Here is a 19499-nt window from a genome sequence, read left to right as displayed (position 1 = left end):
CATGTACATGCTAATTTTTCTGGCATGGTCATGCTAGAAAAATCCTGCTGCGATGGTCCCGACCTCGGACGGCACCCGACGTGAGCGACTGGCGCGACCCCTGGGACGGTGCGCGGCAGGGCTCTCGATACGACGGCCGGAGCGACGGCTGCGACGGGTTCGACGGCGACGCGGGAGCGTGGTCGACGCCGGCTCCGGAGCCGGGAGCGTCGTTGCCGCCGTTCCGCCGCTCCCTCTCGCTGCAGCGCACGCGATTCGCGGTCGGCCTTCCCGATGCGTCGACGGCGACAGTCGATGTCGATCACCTGTCGGGGCGAGCGTCGCTCTATCGGGACGACCGGCACGTGCGGACCTCCGACATGCCGGTCCGGTTCCCGCTCGGCTCGGAAGCCATCGTCGTAGCCGCGAGCAGATACGGCATGCGGCGGATCCACCTGATCGGTGCGGACGGCAGCGAGCGACGCCTCGATCCAGCGCCGGGGACACCCGAGCACTGGCGCGCCCAGCTCTCCCGGCGACACCCGGGGGTTGGGCGCACGCTGGCCGCCTGCGCCGTCATCGTGCTGACGGTCGATCTGATTCTCGTCGCGCCACAGCTGCTCGAGCTGGTCACCCACCTGCGGTTCTGGGCTGATCGCTGCAGCCCGTTCGTCTCGCCCGTCGACTTGCCGGTATGGGCGAACACGGCTCTCGCCATCAGCGCGGGCCTCGCGGGAATCGAACGAGCGCTCACCTTCCGCCATCACCGGCTCCTGGATGCCGAGACCGACGGGATCGGGAGCTGATGCTCCGGATCCAGCCCTGGACACGACAAAGGAAACGCATGCGATCACGTCTTCGACTCCCGAATCGATCCCGGCGCCTCACGACCGGGCTCGCCGCGGCCGCCACGCTCCTACTCGCCGGCTGTACGCCTGCTGCGCCGGGCTCCGGCGCCGATGCGGACCTCGGCGCCTACCTCGGGCAAGAGCTCGACTGGGGCGGGTGCGCGGGCACCGCGACGAGCGCGGCGGACGCCGAGCTGTTCGCGAACCCCGCGCTCGAATGCGCCTCGGTGGAGGTGCCGCTCGACTACGACACGCCAGCGGGTGCGAGGGCGCGGGTCGCGCTCCTGCGCCTGCCCGCCACGGGCGAGGCCGAGGGCTCGCTGCTGATCAACCCGGGCGGCCCGGGCGGCTCCGGCACCGGCCTCGTCGCGTCGACCGTGCCGCTGTGGCAGGCGAGCCGCGTCGGCGAGCGCTTCGACATCGTCGGCTTCGATCCTCGCGGGACCGGATCGTCGACCCCGGCCCTGGACTGCTACACCGACGAGGAATACGACGCCGGCGACGGGCCGCGATTCGGCACCGTGTACGACATCACGAGCGCCGAGCAGGCAGTCGAACTCGCACAGCGCTGCACCGACGGCTCCGGCGGCGTCGCGAACCTGGTGAACGCCGGGTCGACGAACGTTGTGCGCGATATGGACATCATGCGAGCGGTGCTCGGTGACGACCAGCTGACCTACCTCGGCTACAGCTACGGCTCCGAGCTCGGCGCCATGTACGCCACGACTTACCCCGAGAAGGTCCGCGCGATCGTCCTCGACGGAGCCGTCGCGCCCGACCTGACGGCGAGCCGATTCCGCCTGTCCCAATTCAAAGGCCTGCAGGCCCGGTTCGACGACCTCGCCGCGCTCTGCGCCGAATCGCCCGACTGTGTACTCGGCACCGATCCCGCAGCCGCCAACGATCGCCTGCACGAGATCGTGCGGCCTCTCATCGAGACGCAGGCGCCGACGGCCGGCGGCCGAGCTGCCAACGTCTGGGACGTCTACCTCGGCATCAGCGGCGGCCTGTACGCGGAGGCGAAATGGCCCGAAGTCATCTCCGCCCTGACAGCGCTCGAGGCCGGGCGCGCCGACGAAGCGATCGCCCTGCGCGCCGGCTTCCCGGACCTCGACACCAGCATCGCCGTGCGTTGCATGGACTGGCCTCGCCCGACTCCCGCGGAGCACACAGCGCTCGCACGCGAGATCGGGCAGGTCGCGCCGATGTTCGACCTCGACGTCTTCACAGCGGGGAACTACCACAGCGAGTGCGAGGCGTGGCCCGCACCGCCCACGCGTGCGGAGCCCTGGCTCGCCGATGCCGAAGGCCTCCCCAAGTCACTCGTCGTGTCGACCACCGGTGATCCCGCGACGCCACACGAGGGCGGCATCGCGATGGCGCAAGCCCTCGGGGCAAGCCTGCTCACCGTCGACGGCAAGCAGCACGGCGCCTACCTCCTCGGCGGTAGCGAGTGCGTCGACGACGTGGTGGACGCGTATCTCCTCGACCTCGAAACCCCGCCCGTCGACGCACGCTGCAGCCTGTGACGCTCCACGCCGGCACACGGTCAGGCGCGGAGTACTTACGTAATAGTCACCGACGCGAATCGAGTCGTGACTCTGAGACGGTGGCGGTGAGCACAGGCGAAGACTGGATGGCATCGAAACCGCACTTGTCACCGCATGTATGCGCCGCAATCCGCATGAGGAGGACACAGTGACATGGAGTACTCGCGAGCTGGCCGACCTCACGGGGACGACTGTGAACACCATTCGGCACTATCACCACGTGGGACTTCTGGAAGAACCAGAACGCCGCGACAACGGGTATAAGCAATATCGCGTAAGGCACCTGATTTCGTTGGTGCGTACACGCCGGCTGGTCGAGATCGGTATACCGCTCGCGCAGATTGCGGAAATAGACGTCACTTGCTCCGACGCATTGCGCGAGCTCGATGAGGAGCTGCGAGCAGGTATCGACCGTCTCGTGCGGGTACGTGACGAGGTGGCTGCGATCGCTCGAGAACATGCTCCACTCGACACTCCGCGCGGCTTCGAAGCAGTCGCGAGCGGGCTCTCCGGCCCCGACCGATCATTCCTCCAGATCTATGCGAGTCTCGCCGCGCGAGATGCGCTTCCCGACCTGTTGCCGATGATCTCCAAAGAGTCAGCCCCGCTGCGTAAGGCCTTCGATGCTTTACCCGACGATGCGGACCAGGGCGCGCGGCAACGAATTGCGGACTGGATTACAGAGTCGGACGCGAACTGGCGAGCTGTCGACGGCTCAGGGGCCGTCGGCGGCGCGCTCACTGAGGCCCGGCGCGAGCTCTACAACCCTGCGCAGCACGAGGTGATCGCGCGAGCATCGACGTCACAGCGTGCACGTCGACTTTCCTGTCGCCAGTTCGAGATCGCTGAAGAGTTCCTAGTACCAACCGGTACATAAATCGGAAGATGGTTACAGACCACATGGGGTATTTCAAAAATAAGACGGCTGTCGTCACGGGCGCCAGCATGGGCATCGGACTTGCGACGGCGAAGCAGCTCGCCTCCGAGGGCGCGCACGTCTTCATCACCGGGCGACGCAAAGACGAGCTCGAGAAAGCCGCCGCCGAGATCGGCCACGCGACGGCAGTGGTCGGCGACGTCAGCGTCTCAGCCGACGTGGATCGCCTTTATGAGCAGGTGAGTCAGCGCGGGCAGGGCCTGGACATCCTGTTCGCGAACGCGGGAATCAACCACCTCGCCTCTCTCGAGGACCTCACTGAGGAAGACCACGACAGAATCTTCGACATCAACGTGAAGGGGACCTTCCTGACCGTGAAGAAGTCCCTGCCGTTTCTCAACGAGGGGGCCGCAGTCATCCTCGCGGCCTCCACTTCGGCTGAGAGCGGGGCGCCATCCTTCGGTGCGTACGGGGCGTCGAAAGCCGCTGTGCGAGCGTACGCTCGCACCTGGGCCAACGAACTGAGTGGTCGAGGCATCCGGGTGAACGTCGTCTCGCCCGGGCCGGTGAATACCCCGCTGTGGGACGATGTCTTCGGTGAGCGCGCCGAGGAGATGAAAGCGGCCATCGCGTCGGGATTGCCCGCTCAGCGGGTCGGCGAACCGGAGGATGTCGCTGCCGCCGTCACGTTCTTGGCATCGCCCCTGAGCAGCTTCGTCTACGGCGCGAACTTCTACATAGACGGTGGAATGAATCAGGTCTGATGCCACTCCAATATCGCACTCTCCCAATCTTTTACCGCAAGCAACTGGCGTAGCGCCCGCGCTTCCGAGGTCGAAGAAGCTCTCGACGTCGCGGTGTATGGCGGGGATCACGGCGTCCTTCGATGGTCGGTACGTCGGTGGTGCGGAAGGTGAACGTATCGCTGCAGCGCAGGCCAGGACGGTGGCCGCGCTGTTGAGCCGGCTCCAGGATCGTGGCGATATCGAGCCGCGCTGACGCCCGTGTCGATGCGGGTTCTTGTCTGCTGACGGCTCGTGCCAGGAAGTGGTTAACCTACGCATTTGCGGTGAAAGTGTGGGTCGAACGACGTAACGGTTCCCGAGTGGATCGAACCCGCGATGCTAAAACAAGCCCTCCACCTGCGGAAACGCAGGTGGAGGGTTGCGCCCCCGGCAGGAATCGAACCTGCGACCTAGGGATTAGAAGGCCCTTGCTCTATCCAACTGAGCTACGGAGGCAGTCGCATCAACCTTGGCCGAAGTCGGCCACGCTGTCCAGCTCGAAAAGTATAGCGACCGACCGGATCGTCGAGCGCAGGCTCGGGTGAGCGCCCCCTCGGGGCGTCGCCGGGTACGTCGAACTACCCTCGTTGTCATGTCGTTATCGCAGGACCCCACCGCTGGACCCGCCGTCGACGGCGGACCGTCGGCGGATACGGGTCCGGCGGCGCCGTTCGGTGTACTCAGCGTTGTGGCCGGGTGTATCGCCGCGGTTGTCGCGGCCATGGTGGTCGGGTTGTCGGCGGCGCATGCGCTCAGTTTGCTCGGTATACCCGATCCGGGGGCGTTGACAACATATGGATTGCCCGCGTTGCGCGCGGTGGCCGATCTGGCCGCCGCGATGACCGTCGGCTCTCTGTTGTTCGCGGCGTTCCTGCTGCCCCCGCGCGACGGCGGGCTGCTCGAGGTCGGCGGTTATCGGGCGGTGCGCCGCGCCTCCGACGCCGCGCTGGTGTGGGCCGCGAGCGCGGCGCTGCTGGTGCCGTTGACCGTGTCGGATACGACCGGTCAGCCGGTGAGTGCCATCTGGCGACCCGAAGTGCTGTGGCCGGTGATCACGCAGGTCGAGGTCGCGGGCGCCTGGCGGACAACAGTGTTGTTCGCGCTGATCGTGGCGATCGGCTGCCGGTGTGCGTTGCGCTGGGGCTGGACGCCGGTGCTGCTGGCAGGCGCGTTGGTGACCATGATGCCGCTGGCGCTGACCGGGCACTCGTCCTCCGGTGGCTCCCACGACGTGGCGACCAACTCCCTGATCCTGCACATGGTGTCGGCCTCGGTCTGGGTGGGCGGGCTGATCGCGGTGCTGGCGCACGCGATGCGTGGCGGCGCGAACACCGATATCGCCGCCCGCCGGTTCTCGGTGGCCGCGACCATCTCGATCGTGGTGATCGGCCTCAGCGGCGTTGTGAATGCCTGGGTGCGGGTGCCCGTTTCGGACCTGTTCACCACGACGTACGGCAGGCTGGTGCTCGCGAAAGCGGCCGCGCTGCTGGTGCTGGGCGCCATCGGCTACCTGCAGCGCCGGGCCGCGCTGCCCGCACTGGCCGCCGACTCGCGCGACCGCGGCGCGCTCATCCGTTTCGCCGGCGTGGAGATGCTGATCTTCGCGGCGACCATCGGCCTGGCAGTCGGCCTCGGCCGCACCCCGCCACCGCCGCCGACCACGGTGCCGACGCCCGTCGAAGTGGAGCTGGGCTACACCCTCGCGGGCCCGCCGACGGTGAGTCGCCTGCTGTTCGACTGGCGCTTCGACCTGATCTTCGGAACCCTGGCGATCGTGCTCGCCGCGCTCTATCTGCTCGGCGTCCACCGGCTGCGCAAGCGCGGCGATGCCTGGCCGATCGGGCGGACCATCGCCTGGTGCAGTGGCTGCCTGGTGTTGTTGCTGGCCACGTCGTCGGGGGTCGGTCGTTACGCGCCGGCGATGTTCAGCGTGCACATGGGCGCGCACATGGCGTTGTCGATGCTGGCGCCGATCCTGCTCGCCCTCGGCGGCGCGGTGACCCTGGCATTGCGCGCGCTCCCGCCCGCGGGCCGCGGTGGTGTGCCGGGGCCGCGCGAGTGGATTCTGGCGGCCGTGCACAACCCGGTCTCGCGGTTCCTCACCCAGCCGGTGGTGGCGTCGCTGATCTTCGTCGCCGGGTTCTACGCGCTGTATCTGGGCGGAATCTTCGACACCTACGTCGACTCGCACGCCGCCCACCTGATGATGAACACGCACTTCCTGCTCAGCGGCTACCTGTTCTACTGGGTGGTGATCGGCATCGATCCCAAGCCGCGCGAGGTCGCGCCGCTGACCAAACTCGCGATGGTGTTCGGCACGTTGCCGTTCCACGCGTTCTTCGGCATCGCGCTGATGAGCATGACCACCGTGCTGGGCGACTGGTTCTATCGCACCCTCGACCTAGGCTGGAACATCGACCTGCTCGCCGACCAGCGCAACGGCGGCAGTTTCGCCTGGGCCAGCGGTGAGGTGCCGCTGGTGGTGGTGATGCTCGCCCTGCTGATCCAGTGGTCACGCAGCGACACCAAGCTGGCCAAGCGCACCGACCGGGCCGCCGATCGCGACAACGACGCCGACCTGACCGCCTACAACGCGATGTACGCCGAGCTGGCGCGGCGTGACGGCGAGGTCCGCCGGTGAGCGGATTCGGTGTGCCGTCGAGCGAATCGACCGAGCGGGCCGAACCGGAGCGGGTGCTGCGCACCGATGTGCGGGCGGCGCGGCGGCGGCTGGCCGGTCGGGTACGCAAGACACCGGTGTTCCACACGAGTGTGGACGGGCCGAACGGGCCGGTGCCGGTGTCACTGAAAATGGAATTCCTGCAGCACGGCGGCACATTCACGGTGCGTGGCGCGCTCAACGCCCTGTTGTCGGCAGGCAGCGGCGCCGATCACGTGGTTGTCGCCTCGGCGGGCAACGCGGGCATCGCGGTGGCGCTGGCCGCGGCACAGCTCGGCAAGGAATGCACGGTTGTCGTGCCGGAATCCGCGCCGCACACCAAGGTGGCCGCGATGTGGGCGCACGGCGCCGAAGTGCTGTGGCACGGAACGACGTACGCCGAGGCGCAACGCCGGGCGCTCACCCTGGCCGCCGAGCGCGGGGCCGACCATCTGCATGCCTACGACATGCCCGCCGTGGTGGCGGGCGCCGGCGTCATCGGGCTCGAGCTGGAAGAACAGGTGCGCGGCAGGCCGCCGGTGCTGGCCGCGGTCGGCGGCGGCGGGCTGATCGCGGGCCTCGGGGCGGCACTGGGCAAGCGCAGGGAGATCGTCGGCATCGAATCCGAGCACATACCCGTGCTCTCGGCGGCACTCGCGGCGGGCGCGCCGGTCGATATCGACGTGGCCTCGTGCGCCACCGAGCTGCTGTGCGCGACCAGGGTCGGCGACATCGCCTTCGACATCGCCCAGCGGCACCAGATGCCCGCGATCGCGGTGGCCGACGACGCGGTCGCCGCCGCCCGCGAATACCTCTGGCGGGAGTTCCGCGTGGTGGTCGAGCTCGAAGGTGCCGCCGCGCTGGCCGCCGTGCAGAGCGGTGTGTACACACCTGAGCCCGGCGTACGGCCGATCGTGGTGCTGTGCGGAGCGAACACCGAGCTTCCCGTGCTCTGACACCGACGTTGTCCACAACTGCCCGATTCATCCACAGATCGACTGCGCGCGCCCCACACTCCCGTTCGCCAGGTCATTCTTGGGTGGTCAGAGCGAAAACGGTGGATTCGAGCGGGGGCGAGCACGATGTACGAGGCACACGCGACGGTGATCGGGACCGTCATCACCCATCCGGTGCGGCGCGATCTCAGCAACGGTGAGCAGATGCTCACGTTCCGGATGGCGAGTAATTCGCGGCGATTCGACGTCAAAACGGGGGAGTGGACCGACAACGGCACGTTGTATCTCACGGTCTCGTGCTGGCGCAGGCTGGTGGCAGGGGTGGATCGATCGTTGCATCGCGGCGACCCGGTGATCGCCTACGGGCAACTCCGCTCGCACGAGTACCGCGGCAAGGACGGAACCGAGCGGCGGGACCTCGAGATGCGCGCGGTGGCGGTCGGGCCCGATCTGGCGCGCTGCCACGCGAGCGTTGTTCGCCGGTCCGAGGGCCTGCGATCACTGCCGCATGCCGCGGTGCGGAATATTTCCGATGCCCGCGGCGCTGCCCTACCGAAGGCCGACGACGCTGCCACCGGGTATGCGTCGACCGAGGCCGTTGCCGTAGCCTGTACGACCGTGGCGGATCCTGTCCCCGCGCGATCGCCGGACGTGGTGTCGAGCACCAACGGTGCCGAGCAGGTTGACGCATGAGGGTCGTTTCCGCGGCACTCGACCCTTCCGTATCCCGTCCCCGTTTCTCCCACCGATAGGCTTCCGCGTATGGCTGAGTTCATTTATCAGATGATCAAGGTTCGCAAAGCACACGGCGACAAAGTCATCCTCGACGACGTGTACTTGAACTTCCTTCCCGGCGCCAAGATCGGTGTGGTGGGTCCCAACGGCGCGGGTAAATCCAGCGTGCTGAAGATCATGGCGGGACTGGACCGGCCGAACAACGGTGAGGCGTTCCTCGGCTCGGGCGCCACGGTCGGCATCCTGCAGCAGGAACCGCCGCTCAACGAGGAGAAGACCGTCCGCGGCAACGTGGAGGAGGGCCTCGGCGAGGTCAAGGTCAAGCTGGATCGGTTCAACGAGATCGCTGAACTGATGGCCACCGACTACTCCGACGAGCTCATGGACGAAATGGGCAAGCTCCAGGAGTTCCTCGACCACGCCGACGCCTGGGATGTCGACTCCCAGCTCGAGCAGGCCATGGACGCGCTGCGCTGCCCGCCGCCGGACGAGCCGGTCACCAACCTCTCCGGTGGTGAGCGCCGCCGCGTCGCGCTGTGCAAGTTGCTGCTGAGCAAGCCCGATCTGCTGCTGCTCGACGAACCGACCAACCACCTCGACGCCGAGAGTGTGCTCTGGCTCGAGAAGCACCTCGCCGACTACCCGGGCGCCGTGCTGGCCGTCACCCACGACCGGTACTTCCTCGACAATGTCGCCGAGTGGATCCTCGAGCTCGACCGCGGGCGTGCCTACCCCTATGAGGGCAACTACTCCACCTACCTGGAGAAGAAGGCGCAGCGTCTCGAGGTCCAGGGCAAGAAGGACCAGAAGCTGCAGAAGCGCCTCAAGGACGAACTGGCCTGGGTGCGGTCCGGCGCCAAGGCCCGCCAGGCCAAGAACAAGGCTCGCCTCGGCCGTTACGAGGAGATGGCGGCCGAGGCCGAGAAGCACCGTAAGTTGGACTTCGAGGAGATCCAGATCCCCGCCGGTCCGCGACTGGGCGACATCGTGGTCAACGTGTCGAACCTGGACAAGGGCTTCGGCGATCGTCAGCTCATCAAGGACCTGTCCTTCACGCTGCCGCGCAACGGTATCGTCGGCGTCATCGGACCCAACGGTGTCGGTAAGACGACGTTGTTCAAGACCATCGTCGGTCTCGAATCACCCGACAGCGGTGAGGTGAAGGTCGGCGAGACGGTCAAGCTGAGCTATGTCGACCAGAACCGCGGCGGCATCGACCCGAAGAAGAACGTCTGGCAGGTCGTCTCCGAAGGTCTGGACTTCATCCAGGTCGGCAACCAGGAGATGCCCTCGCGCGCCTACGTCAGCGCGTTCGGCTTCAAGGGGCCGGACCAGCAGAAGCCCGCGGGTGTGCTCTCCGGTGGTGAGCGCAACCGCCTGAACCTGGCGCTGACCCTCAAGGAGGGTGGCAACCTGATCCTGCTCGACGAACCGACCAACGACCTCGACGTCGAAACCCTCAGTTCGCTCGAGAACGCGCTCGATCAGTTCCCCGGCTGTGCCGTCGTGATCTCCCACGACCGGTGGTTCCTCGATCGCACCTGCACCCACATCCTGGCGTGGGAGGGTGACAGCGACAATGACGCCAAGTGGTACTGGTTCGAGGGCAACTTCGAGGCGTACGAGGCGAACAAGATCGAGCGCCTGGGCGCCGAAGCCGCTCGCCCGCACCGTGTTACGCACCGCAAGCTGACGCGCGACTGATACGCGCGGCCCGCACGACGGCCCGGTGGAACGATCTGTGAACGGTCGCTCCGCCGGGCCGTCGGCGTTGTGCCGATCGGTGCTCCCTGGCGTTCACCCAGCATTCTTCAAGTTACCGGCGCGGCAAGCCCGAATTCCCTCAGCGTGTTCGAGTACCCGGAGCTAGTCTCGAAAATGCGTCACCTGCGTTGCGAAATCGAAGCGAACCACAATCCATGGGAGTGGGCTAAACGATGACGGTCTCGTCGGAAATCTCCAGCGCGGCGTGGGCCGCGGGAATGCCGCAGAGCTTGCGCGGCGATCTCGCGACCCTCGAGGAGGCGTATTTCCGACACGTCGATGCCGGTGACGTGGACTTCCCGATCCCCGGAATCACCCAGATCTTCCGGCACCACATGGAATTGGCCGCCGTGCGGATGCCGGGTAAGGCCAGCGTGCGGGTGCACCATCCCGACGACGGGACCGGGATGGGTGCCGCGGTGCAGGTCGTCACCGACGACATGCCGCTGCTGGTGGAGTCGATCACCGCGGCGCTGGGCCGGATGCAGGTGAGCGTCTCCGAGGTGATCCACCCGATCTTCGAGGTCATCCGCGACGAGGAGGGCCACCTCACCGGCGCCGCGGCGCACGAGGTGGATGGCCACGGCGCGACCGGGCTGACCGAATCGTGGATGCACCTGCAGCTGCACCCGTCGACCGGCCGGGCCCAGCTCGATCACATCGAACGCACCATGCCCGAGGTGATCGACGATGTCCGCCAGGTGATCGACGACACCGAGGCCATGGCCGCGGTGCAGAGCTCGCTGGCCGACGCGCTCGACCGGTCCGCCGCCCAGGGCTTCACGCCGTTCCCCGCTGTCGATGTGGCCGATTGCGCCCAGCTGCTGCGGTGGCTGGCCGCGGGCAACTTCACCCTGCTGGGGTATGCCCGCTACCGGCGCGGCGTCGAGGACGGCCACACGGTCTCGACCGTGGTGCCCGGTGCGAGCCTGGGTGTGCTCCGGCCCGATGTCGGCACCGATTTCAAAGTGCCCATCAACGGCGAAGACCGCCCGTTGCTGCTGCTCACCCAGGGCCTGGTGCGCGCGACAGTGCACCGCTCGGTGTATCCGTACTTCGTCGGTGTCGCCGATGTCGACGAGACGGGCGTCGAGGTGGGGGTGCACCTGTTCATCGGCGTGTTCACCGTCAGCGCGGTGCACGAGAACGTGCTCGACATCCCGGTGATCAATCGCCGGGTGCGGACCGCGATCGAGGGCGCCGGGTTCGACAAGGACTCCTTCTCCGGGCAGGCGATGCTCGAGGTGATCGAGTCGTTCCCGCGCACCGAACTGTTCTCGGCCGACACCGAGACCATGCGCCGCACCGCCGTCGCGGTCCTCGGCGTCGGCCTGCGCAGGCAGGTCCGGCTCTTCCTGCGCAGCGACGGCTACGGCCGCTTCGTGGCCTGCATGGTGTATTTGCCGCGCGATCGTTACACCACCGCCGTACGCCTGGAGATGCAGGAGATCCTGGTCGCCGAACTCGGTGGCGTGGACATCGACTACTCGGCGCGGGTGAGCGAAAGTGAGCTCGCCAGTGTGTATTTCACGGTGATGATGCCCGCCGAGGCCACCGGCGAGGCAGGCCCCGACACCTCCGAGGACAACCGGCTGCGTTTGCAGGGCCTGCTCAACGCTGCCAGCCACACCTGGGACGACCGGATCGGTGACGCGGTCGCCTCCTCCACTGTGCTCGATCCCGCTGTGGTCAAACGGTATTCGGAGGCGCTGCCCGAAAGCTACAAAGAGGACTTCGCGCCCGCCCGCGCGCTGGCCGACATCGTGCGTCTCGAGCGACTCACCGAAGGCGGCATCAGACAGCACCTCTACCGCAGGCCCGAAGCGGAGCCCGGTTCGTGGCGCTTCAGCCTCTACATCGCCGGTTCCGGTGTCTCGCTGAGCCAGGTCCTCCCGGTCTTGCAGAGCCTGGGTGTCGAGGTGGTCGACGAACGGCCCTACCAGCTCGAACACGAAGGCGGCACCGAGCGCTGGATCTACGATTTCGGTTTGCAGGCTCGCCCGGAGCTGCTGCGCAACGCGCTGGGCGGCGATCTCGACGCCGCACTGCTCGAGGCCCCCGGCCAGCTCGACGCCCTGCGTACCCGGTTCACCGACGCCTTCGAGGCGGTCTGGTACGACCGGGCCGAAGCCGACGGTCTCAACGAACTCGTGCTGCGTGCCGGCCTGCCGTGGCGGTCGGTCGCGATCCTGCGCGCGTACGCGAAATACCTGCAGCAGGCCGGATTCCCGTACTCCCAGGTCAATATCGCCCGCGTGCTGCTGGCCCACCCGGAGGTCGCGCGCGATTTCGTCGACCTGTTCGCCGCCCGCTTCGATCCGGCCATCGTCTCCGCCGAGGCCGCTGTCGAGCTCGAGACCCGGGTGCGGGCCGGGATCGACGAGGTGGTCAGCATGGACGCCGACCGCATCCTGCGTGCCATCCTCGGCCTGATCAAAGCCACGCTGCGAACCAACAACTATGTTCTCGACGACGAAGGTCGCCCACGCGACTACCTGGCACTGAAGGTCGAGCCGCGCGAGATCGCCGAATTGCCCAAGCCGCGACCGCAATTCGAGATCTTCGTGTACTCGCCGCGGGTCGAGGGCGTGCACCTGCGGTTCGGCTCGGTAGCGCGTGGCGGCCTGCGCTGGTCCGACCGGCTCGAGGACTTCCGCACCGAGATCCTCGGGCTGGTGAAGGCGCAGGCGGTGAAGAACGCGGTGATCGTGCCGGTCGGCGCCAAGGGCGGTTTCGTGGTGAAGCGTCCGCCCGCCCCGATCGGTGACCCGGCCGTCGACCGCCAGGCGAGTATCGCCGAGGGCGTCGCCTGCTACCGCACCTTCATCTCCGGGTTGCTCGACGTCACCGACAACGTCGACCTGGCCACCGGCGCGGTGCTGCCGCCCGATCGGGTGGTCCGCCGCGACGGCGACGACACCTACCTGGTGGTCGCCGCCGACAAAGGCACCGCCAGCTTCTCCGATATCGCCAACGATGTGGCCACCCGCTACGGCTTCTGGCTCGGCGACGCCTTCGCCTCCGGTGGCTCGGCGGGCTACGACCACAAGGCGATGGGCATCACCGCCAAGGGGGCGTGGGAAGCGGTCAAACGCCACTTCCGTGAGATGGACATCGACACCCAGAGCCAGGAATTCACCGTGGTCGGCGTCGGCGACATGAGCGGTGACGTATTCGGCAACGGCATGCTGCTCTCGCCGCACATCCGGCTGGTCGCCGCGTTCGACCACCGGCACATCTTCCTCGACCCGAACCCCGACGCGTCGAGCTCCTTCGCCGAACGTGAGCGCTTGTTCGCGCTGCCGCGATCCTCGTGGGCCGACTACGACCGGAGCCTGATCAGCGAGGGCGGCGGCGTGTTCGAACGGACCGTGAAGTCGGTGCCGATCTCGCCGCAGGCACGGACGGCGCTCGGCCTGCCCGACTCGGTGCAGACGCTCTCGCCGCCGGAGTTGGTGCGCGCGATCCTGCTCGCACCGGTGCAGTTGCTGTGGAACGGCGGCATCGGCACCTACGTGAAGGCGAGCACCGAATCCAACGCCGAGGTGGGTGACAAGTCCAACGACGCGGTGCGCGTCGACGGAAACCAATTGCGGGTCAAGGTGATCGGCGAAGGTGGCAACCTGGGGGCCACCGCGCTCGGCCGGATCGAGTTCTGCCGTGCGGGCGGCAAGATGAACACCGACGCACTCGACAACTCCGCGGGCGTCGACTGCTCCGACCATGAGGTCAATATCAAGGTCCTGCTCGACGGCGTGGTCAGCGCGGGCGGTCTCGCGCCCGCCGACCGCAATCCGCTGCTGGCCTCGATGACCGACGAGGTCGCTCGAATGGTGTTGCACGACAACGTCGATCAGAACACTTTGATCGGTATCGCCCGCACCGACGCGCCCCAGATGCTCAATGTGCACGGTCGTGTGATCGCCGACCTCGAACAGCGACGTGGCCTCGACCGGGAGCTCGAAGCGCTGCCGTCGACCGCCGAGCTGGCTCGCCGTGGCGAGGAGGGCGCCGGGCTCGCCTCACCCGAGCTGGCCAACCTGCTCGCGCACGTGAAGCTCGGCCTCAAGGCCGACCTGCTCGACACCGACCTGCCCGACAGCGCCTACTTCGCGAGGAAACTGCCCCTGTACTTCCCGACGCCGCTGCGGGAGCAGTTCGGCGCCGCCATCAAGAAGCACCGGCTGCGCCGCGAGATCGTCACCACGATGATCGTCAACGAGGTCGTCGACTACGGCGGCATCACCTACGCCCACCGCCTCAACGAAGAGGTCGGCGCCACCACCACCGATACGGTGCGTGCGTTCGCCGCGGCCACCGAGATCTTCCAGCTCCATGACGTGTGGTCGCGCATCCGCGGCGCCGACGCGGCCGCCGGAGTCTGTGACCTGCTCGAATTGGAATCCAAGCGGACGCTGGACCGCGCATCGCGCTGGCTGCTGAGCAACCGGCCACAGCCGATCGCGGTCGGCGCCGAGATCAACCGCTATCACCGCCGGGTCCAGGAATTGGCGCCGCAGGTGCCGGGCTGGTTGCGCGGGCACCATGTCACCTCCCTCACCCAGGGCGCCGCCGAGCTGATCGCCCGCGGTGCGCCGACCGACCTGGCCACCGAGGTGTTCGGGCTGCTCGGGTTGTTCCCGCTGCTCGACATCGTCGACATCGCCGACATCACCGATCGCGACGGCGCCGAGGTGGGCGCCCTGTACTACGCGCTCAACGACCATCTCAAGATCGACTGGCTGCTCGAGGCGGTGAGTCACCTCGAACGTGGCGATCGCTGGCACGCGCTGGCCCGGCTCGCTCTGCGCGACGACATGTACGGTTCGTTGCGCTCGCTCACCCTCGATGTGCTGTCCGCGGGTGACCCGGAGGAAACTCCCGACGAAAAAATTGCATACTGGGAGTCGAAGAACCAGTCCAGGCTGGGCCGTGCGCGCGCGGCCCTGTCGGAGCTGTTCGAGTCCGGGACCCACGACCTCGCCACACTGTCGGTTGCCGCGCGACAGGTGCGGAGCATGGTGAGCGGGGTGGGCGCCCAATCGGAGGTACCACGGTGACGAGTTCGCCGAACGGCAACACCGGCACGCCCGCATCGGAGCTGGTGTTGCCGCAGCGTTTTCACGCGAAGGTCGAGATCCGCTGGTCGGATATGGACGTGTTCCAGCACGTCAACCACGCTCGGATGGTGACCTTGCTGGAAGAGGCGCGGATTCCGTGGCTGTTCGACGACGACAAGCCGACGGCGTCGATGGGGCGGCAGGGGTGTGTGCTGGTCGACCTGCATGTGAAGTACCGCGGGCAGTTGCGGCACGAGGACACCCCGCTCGACATCGCCATGTGGGTCAAGCAATTGCGCGCGGTCGATTTCACCATCGGTTACGAGGTGCGGGCCAACGGCGCGGCTCCCGATTCGCCGCCCGCGGTGATCGCGACCACCCAGCTCGCCGCGTTCGACATCGACACCCAGCGGCTGCGCAGGCTCAGCGAGTCCGAGCGCGACTACCTGGCACTGTGGCGGGCCTGATTACGTGAGCTCCTCCGAACAACGGGTGCTCCACACGCCCGACCCGGCCGAACGCGAAAACCTGGCCACCTTCCTCGGCCGAGCCCTCCGGCTGGACCCGGCCGCTGTCGTCCGATTGCGGCGGCGTGGTTCCAGTCTCGTATCCGCTTGGGTGGCAACGGGGTTCGAGACGCTGGCGGTGCGCACGATCACCGCGGAACTCGGTGTCGACGATGTCACCGTCGGTGCGGACACGGTGCTCGCGGGACTGGGTACCGGCCATCCGATCGACCTCGGTTACTCGATGGACTCCGCCTGGCGCGGTGCCCTTCCGCCGACCGACGGCTTCTCACATGTGGATGACGTTCCGGCGCGCACCCTGGTGGAGCTGGCCGAACGTGGCGCGGATGTGGCGCGCGAACACGGCGGTCCCAAAGGGCCGCCCGCGTCGCTTCTCGACCAGTCGGTTCTTACGGTTACCGGGACCGGTGATCTCGAGGTGCAGGTGCCGATGCGCGTCGTCTTCGCGCTCACTGCGATGGATTTCATTCCGCATGCGGGGGAGAAGGCGGAGTCGCGTCGGATTCAGCCGTCGGAGCTGGTGCGGGTGCGGGCTACTCGGACGTGGTTGCGGTTGGATGCTCGGTACGGGTCTGTCGCGCGGCGATTGGGTGGCGGGATTCCGTTGTCGCCCAGTTGAGTTGGGCGGATCAGAGTCTCGGGTCGCGGTAACTCCGCACTCGAGGGGTCGCGGGGCTGAGGGTGCCGTCGTGGCGCAGCGTGGTTGGCAGTGAGGCCGCTCGGCGGTCAGTGCACGCCGACGAGGCGTAGCAGAGCCGTTGTCGTGGCTGCTGCCAACACGGTGACGAGTAGAGGGGCGCGCCGCCACGCGAGGACTCCGCCCACGCCGACACCGGCGGGTAGGGCGACGCCGAGGTGGCCGGAGCCGGTCGGCAGCGTGGCTGTTGCTACCAGCGCGGCGAGCAGAATGAGGGCGCCGGTGTCCAGCAGGTGGATTGCCCGGGGGGACAGCCGCAGCCGATGGCGCATCGCGGGGCCGGTCCATCGCAGTGCGTAGGTTCCCACAGCGAGCGCCAACATGGCGGGCAGCAGATACGGCGCGTTCATGCCGCCACCGGTTCGCCGGTGGGGGTCGGTGGGCGTAGAGCGAAGACCAGTCCGCCCAGGGCGATCAGCACCGGGAGCCCGGCAGGCACGAACGGTGCGACCGCTACCGCCAACCCGGCACCGACCAGTACCGGCCGCAATGTTGCCCGGTCGCGCAGGGCGGGCAGGATCAGCGCGAGCAGGATCACCGGGAACACCGCGTCCAGGCCGAGCGCCGAGGTATCGGGTACGAGCGAACCCAGTGCCGCGCCGAGGGTGGCGCCCAGCGGCCAGCACAGTGCGACGCCGATACCGCAGGCCCAGTACGCGGCGCGTTTGCGTTCCTGATCACCGGGGGCCGTGGCGAAGGCGACCGACTCGTCGTTGAGGACGTGGATGCCGAGCGCTCGCTTCCAGCCGCGCCCGAACACCTCGGGCGCCGACAATCCGTACGGCAGGTGGCGCGCGTTGAGCAGCAGTCCGGCCACCACCGCCGCCAGCGGACTACCGCCGGCCGCGACGATCCCGAAGAACAGCAATTCCGAGCCGCCTGCCAGCACCGTGACCGCCATCACGATCGGCATCCACATCGGGAACCCGGCCGCGATCGTCGACGCGCCATAGGACACCCCGAACAGGCCGACGGCAAGGCACGCCGCGGCTACGGCAGCCACGGTTCTCCGGTCGAGTGTTCGCCAAATCGAACGCATGTTGTTTATATTGAACGCACGGGGTGGGTAAAGTCAACGCGGTATCGCCAGCCCTCAGGAGGCGTAGATGGACCGGCAGGACCCCGTCGTCGGACCGCCCCAGGCGGTGATCGCCGCGGCGCTGCGTCGTGAGCGCGCCCGCGCCGGCCTCTCGCTCACCGAGGTCGCTCATCGGGCGGGTGTCGCGAAATCCACACTGTCGCAACTGGAATCGGGCACCGGCAACCCCAGCCTGGAAACCCTGTGGGCGCTGTGCGTCGCCCTCGAAATGCCGTTCTCCCGGCTGCTCGATCCGCCGCGGGCCAATGTTCAGGTGATTCGCGCCGACGAGGGCGCACCCGTCCCCTCGGCCGACGCCGACTATCGGGTGACATTGCTCGCAGCGGGCCAGTCACACACGCGCTGTGATGTGTACCGCATCGCGGCCGAACCCGGCCACACTCGTCGCTCGGATCCGCACAGCCCGGGCGTCGTCGAGCATGTCGTCCTGGCGGCGGGCCGCGCCATGGCGGGCCCGGCGGACGAGCCCGTGGAGATGCGCCCCGGCGACTACATCCGCTACCTGGGCGATCTCCCGCACATCTTCGAAGCGCTCGAGCCGGGAACGTGGGCGACGATGGTCATCGAGAGCGCCTGAGCCGATCGAGCGCTGGTCAGGCGTAGCTCGCCTGCGTTCCGGCCATGCGCGGCTGTGCCTATCAGGCGGCCCCTTCGCCGAGGTACTGCAACCAGATCGGATCCAGATCGGCGGTGGTGGACAGCAACCGCCAATGCGGGCCCTTGGGCGAGACCAGCGGGTGGCGCAGGTGCCAGCCCAGGTCAGCCAGCATCTTGTCGGCCTTGCGGTGATTGCAGGGGGCGCAGCTGGCGACGCAGTTCTCCCACGAGTGCTCGCCGCCGCGACTGCGGGGGATCACGTGGTCGATGGTCTCGGCCTTGCCGCCGCAGTACCCGCATCGGTAGTGGTCGCGATGCATGAGCGCGGCGCGGGTCATCGGCACGCGGGCGCGGTAGGGCACCCGCACGTAGGTGCGCAGGCGGATGACGGACGGAATCGCCACTTCGGAGCCCGCGGAATGCAGGACCGGTCCTTCGGGATTGTCGTGAACGGCGTCTGCTTTGGCGCAGATCAGCAGCACGACAGCGCGACGCGCGGACAGCGCGGTGAGCGGCTCGTAGGTGGCGTTGAGGAGGAGGACCCGGCGTTTGCGCCACGCGGCGGCGTCGTGGTCTCCGGCGAGGTGCAGAGGCGCGGGGAGATGCGGCAGGTCGTGAAGACCGTGTGCGCCCGGATGGTGATCGGACAGGATATGCAGCGGAACAGCCCCCGAGCCACGATTGTGGACGTCGGCGGGCTGGAGTTGTCGGTGCGTGCGCGCCTCGTGTGAACGGGCGCTCGGTCGCTGCTTCATCCTCGTGACCTCAATTTCATGATTGGCAGGATCATGTGGTATCTGGGGCCGATACTGACCCCAGTTGACCATGGTTCCGGCGGTATTGCACGGCTATTTTTCAAACTTCCGGATGAACTGTGGTTGAAGGGCAGCGCGTTCGTGACCGTGGTGATCGGGGCACAATGGAGCGCGTGACTTCCGGTGAGCAGACAACGACCTCCTTCTACGAAGCCGTGGGCGGCGCGGAGACGTTTCGCCGTCTGGTGTCGGTGTTCTATCGCGAGGTCGCGGCCGACGAGATCCTGCGCCCGCTGTACCCGGAGGAGGACCTGGGTCCGGCCGAGCGCCGGTTCCGGATGTTCCTCGAACAGTACTGGGGCGGGCCGCGCACCTACTCCGACGAGCGCGGGCACCCGCGCTTGCGCATGCGCCACAATCCGTTCGTCATCGGGCCGCTCGAGCGCGACGCCTGGATGCGATGCATGCGGATCGCGGTCGGTGAGATCGAACCGTCGATCCTGGACGACGAACACCGCAAAGCCCTGCTGGACTACTTCCAGATGGCAGCGGCCTCCCTGCAAAACGCTCCGTAGCGGGACGAGAGCCCTATTGGGGCGCACTCGAGCCTT

General features: G+C 67.6%; 16 protein-coding genes and 1 tRNA gene. 13 read left to right on the top strand and 4 right to left on the bottom strand.

Annotated features, from left to right (window positions below; all coding sequences use genetic code 11):
* Positions 1-80 precede the first annotated feature (80 nt).
* From ACWGCN_RS29640 to ACWGCN_RS29625, 4 genes are all read left to right on the top strand, one after another.
* Positions 81-785 (top strand): hypothetical protein, encoded by a 705-nt coding sequence (locus ACWGCN_RS29640; protein WP_452458979.1) that lies wholly within the window; start codon positions 81-83, stop codon positions 783-785.
* Between the two features lie 38 nt (positions 786-823).
* Positions 824-2356, top strand: coding sequence for an alpha/beta hydrolase (locus ACWGCN_RS29635; RefSeq protein ID WP_452458978.1), 1533 nt, complete (start codon positions 824-826; stop codon positions 2354-2356).
* Between the two features lie 169 nt (positions 2357-2525).
* Positions 2526-3254 carry a MerR family transcriptional regulator gene (locus ACWGCN_RS29630; RefSeq protein WP_452458977.1) on the top strand — a complete coding sequence of 243 codons (729 nt, stop codon included), beginning with the start codon at positions 2526-2528 and terminating at the stop codon, positions 3252-3254.
* Between the two features lie 8 nt (positions 3255-3262).
* On the top strand, positions 3263-4018 hold the full coding sequence (locus ACWGCN_RS29625) for an SDR family NAD(P)-dependent oxidoreductase (protein WP_452458976.1): 756 nt from the start codon (positions 3263-3265) through the stop codon (positions 4016-4018).
* A 403-nt stretch (positions 4019-4421) separates the two neighbouring features.
* Here ACWGCN_RS29625 and ACWGCN_RS29620 read toward each other — a convergent pair.
* Positions 4422-4495 (bottom strand) — tRNA-Arg (locus ACWGCN_RS29620).
* 136 nt (positions 4496-4631) lie between these two features.
* On the opposite strand from ACWGCN_RS29620, the gene ACWGCN_RS29615 reads away from it, so the two are divergent.
* The 7 genes from ACWGCN_RS29615 (at position 4632) to ACWGCN_RS29585 (ending at position 16359) form a co-directional block, all read left to right on the top strand.
* Positions 4632-6680, top strand: coding sequence for a cytochrome c oxidase assembly protein (locus ACWGCN_RS29615; RefSeq protein ID WP_378995547.1), 2049 nt, complete (start codon positions 4632-4634; stop codon positions 6678-6680).
* Positions 6677-7654, top strand: coding sequence for a serine/threonine dehydratase (locus tag ACWGCN_RS29610; protein ID WP_378995549.1), 978 nt, complete (start codon positions 6677-6679; stop codon positions 7652-7654). Before ACWGCN_RS29615 ends, ACWGCN_RS29610 begins: the two co-directional genes overlap by 4 nt.
* Before the next feature lie 126 nt (positions 7655-7780).
* The gene (locus ACWGCN_RS29605) at positions 7781-8347 is read left to right on the top strand and encodes a single-stranded DNA-binding protein (protein WP_378995551.1); all 567 of its coding nucleotides are present in this window, start codon (positions 7781-7783) and stop codon (positions 8345-8347) included.
* A 69-nt stretch (positions 8348-8416) separates the two neighbouring features.
* Complete coding sequence (gene ettA, locus ACWGCN_RS29600) at positions 8417-10093, top strand: energy-dependent translational throttle protein EttA (protein ID WP_378995554.1); 1677 nt, start codon at positions 8417-8419, stop codon at positions 10091-10093.
* Between the two features lie 233 nt (positions 10094-10326).
* Complete coding sequence (locus tag ACWGCN_RS29595; RefSeq protein ID WP_452458975.1) at positions 10327-15213, top strand: NAD-glutamate dehydrogenase; 4887 nt, start codon at positions 10327-10329, stop codon at positions 15211-15213.
* Entirely contained in the window at positions 15210-15680 is a 471-nt protein-coding gene (locus ACWGCN_RS29590; RefSeq protein WP_452458974.1) for an acyl-CoA thioesterase, read from the top strand. Before ACWGCN_RS29595 ends, ACWGCN_RS29590 begins: the two co-directional genes overlap by 4 nt.
* 4 nt (positions 15681-15684) lie before the next feature.
* On the top strand, positions 15685-16359 hold the full coding sequence (locus ACWGCN_RS29585) for a hypothetical protein (protein WP_378995558.1): 675 nt from the start codon (positions 15685-15687) through the stop codon (positions 16357-16359).
* Between the two features lie 107 nt (positions 16360-16466).
* Here the strand turns inward: ACWGCN_RS29585 and ACWGCN_RS29580 are convergent, their stop codons facing one another.
* Both ACWGCN_RS29580 and ACWGCN_RS29575 read right to left on the bottom strand, forming a co-directional pair.
* A complete protein-coding gene (locus ACWGCN_RS29580; protein WP_378995560.1) occupies positions 16467-16787 on the bottom strand; it encodes an AzlD domain-containing protein in 321 nt (106 codons plus the stop codon).
* Positions 16784-17476 carry an AzlC family ABC transporter permease gene (locus ACWGCN_RS29575; protein WP_378995562.1) on the bottom strand — a complete coding sequence of 231 codons (693 nt, stop codon included), beginning with the start codon at positions 17474-17476 and terminating at the stop codon, positions 16784-16786. Before ACWGCN_RS29575 ends, ACWGCN_RS29580 begins: the two co-directional genes overlap by 4 nt.
* A 67-nt stretch (positions 17477-17543) precedes the next feature.
* Here ACWGCN_RS29575 and ACWGCN_RS29570 point away from each other — a divergent pair, with 67 nt between their 5' ends.
* Complete coding sequence (locus ACWGCN_RS29570) at positions 17544-18113, top strand: helix-turn-helix domain-containing protein (protein WP_101464034.1); 570 nt, start codon at positions 17544-17546, stop codon at positions 18111-18113.
* Between the two features lie 61 nt (positions 18114-18174).
* Here the strand turns inward: ACWGCN_RS29570 and ACWGCN_RS29565 are convergent, their stop codons facing one another.
* Positions 18175-18888 (bottom strand): HNH endonuclease, encoded by a 714-nt coding sequence (locus ACWGCN_RS29565; protein ID WP_378629923.1) that lies wholly within the window; start codon positions 18886-18888, stop codon positions 18175-18177.
* A 164-nt stretch (positions 18889-19052) separates the two neighbouring features.
* On the opposite strand from ACWGCN_RS29565, the gene ACWGCN_RS29560 reads away from it, so the two are divergent.
* Positions 19053-19463 (top strand): globin, encoded by a 411-nt coding sequence (locus tag ACWGCN_RS29560; RefSeq protein ID WP_101464033.1) that lies wholly within the window; start codon positions 19053-19055, stop codon positions 19461-19463.
* Positions 19464-19499 lie beyond the last annotated feature (36 nt).

The organism is Nocardia sp. NPDC055050 (assembly GCF_053608345.1).
Note: the sequence above shows the minus strand (reverse complement) of the source record. Positions and strands in the feature narration are given on the sequence as shown.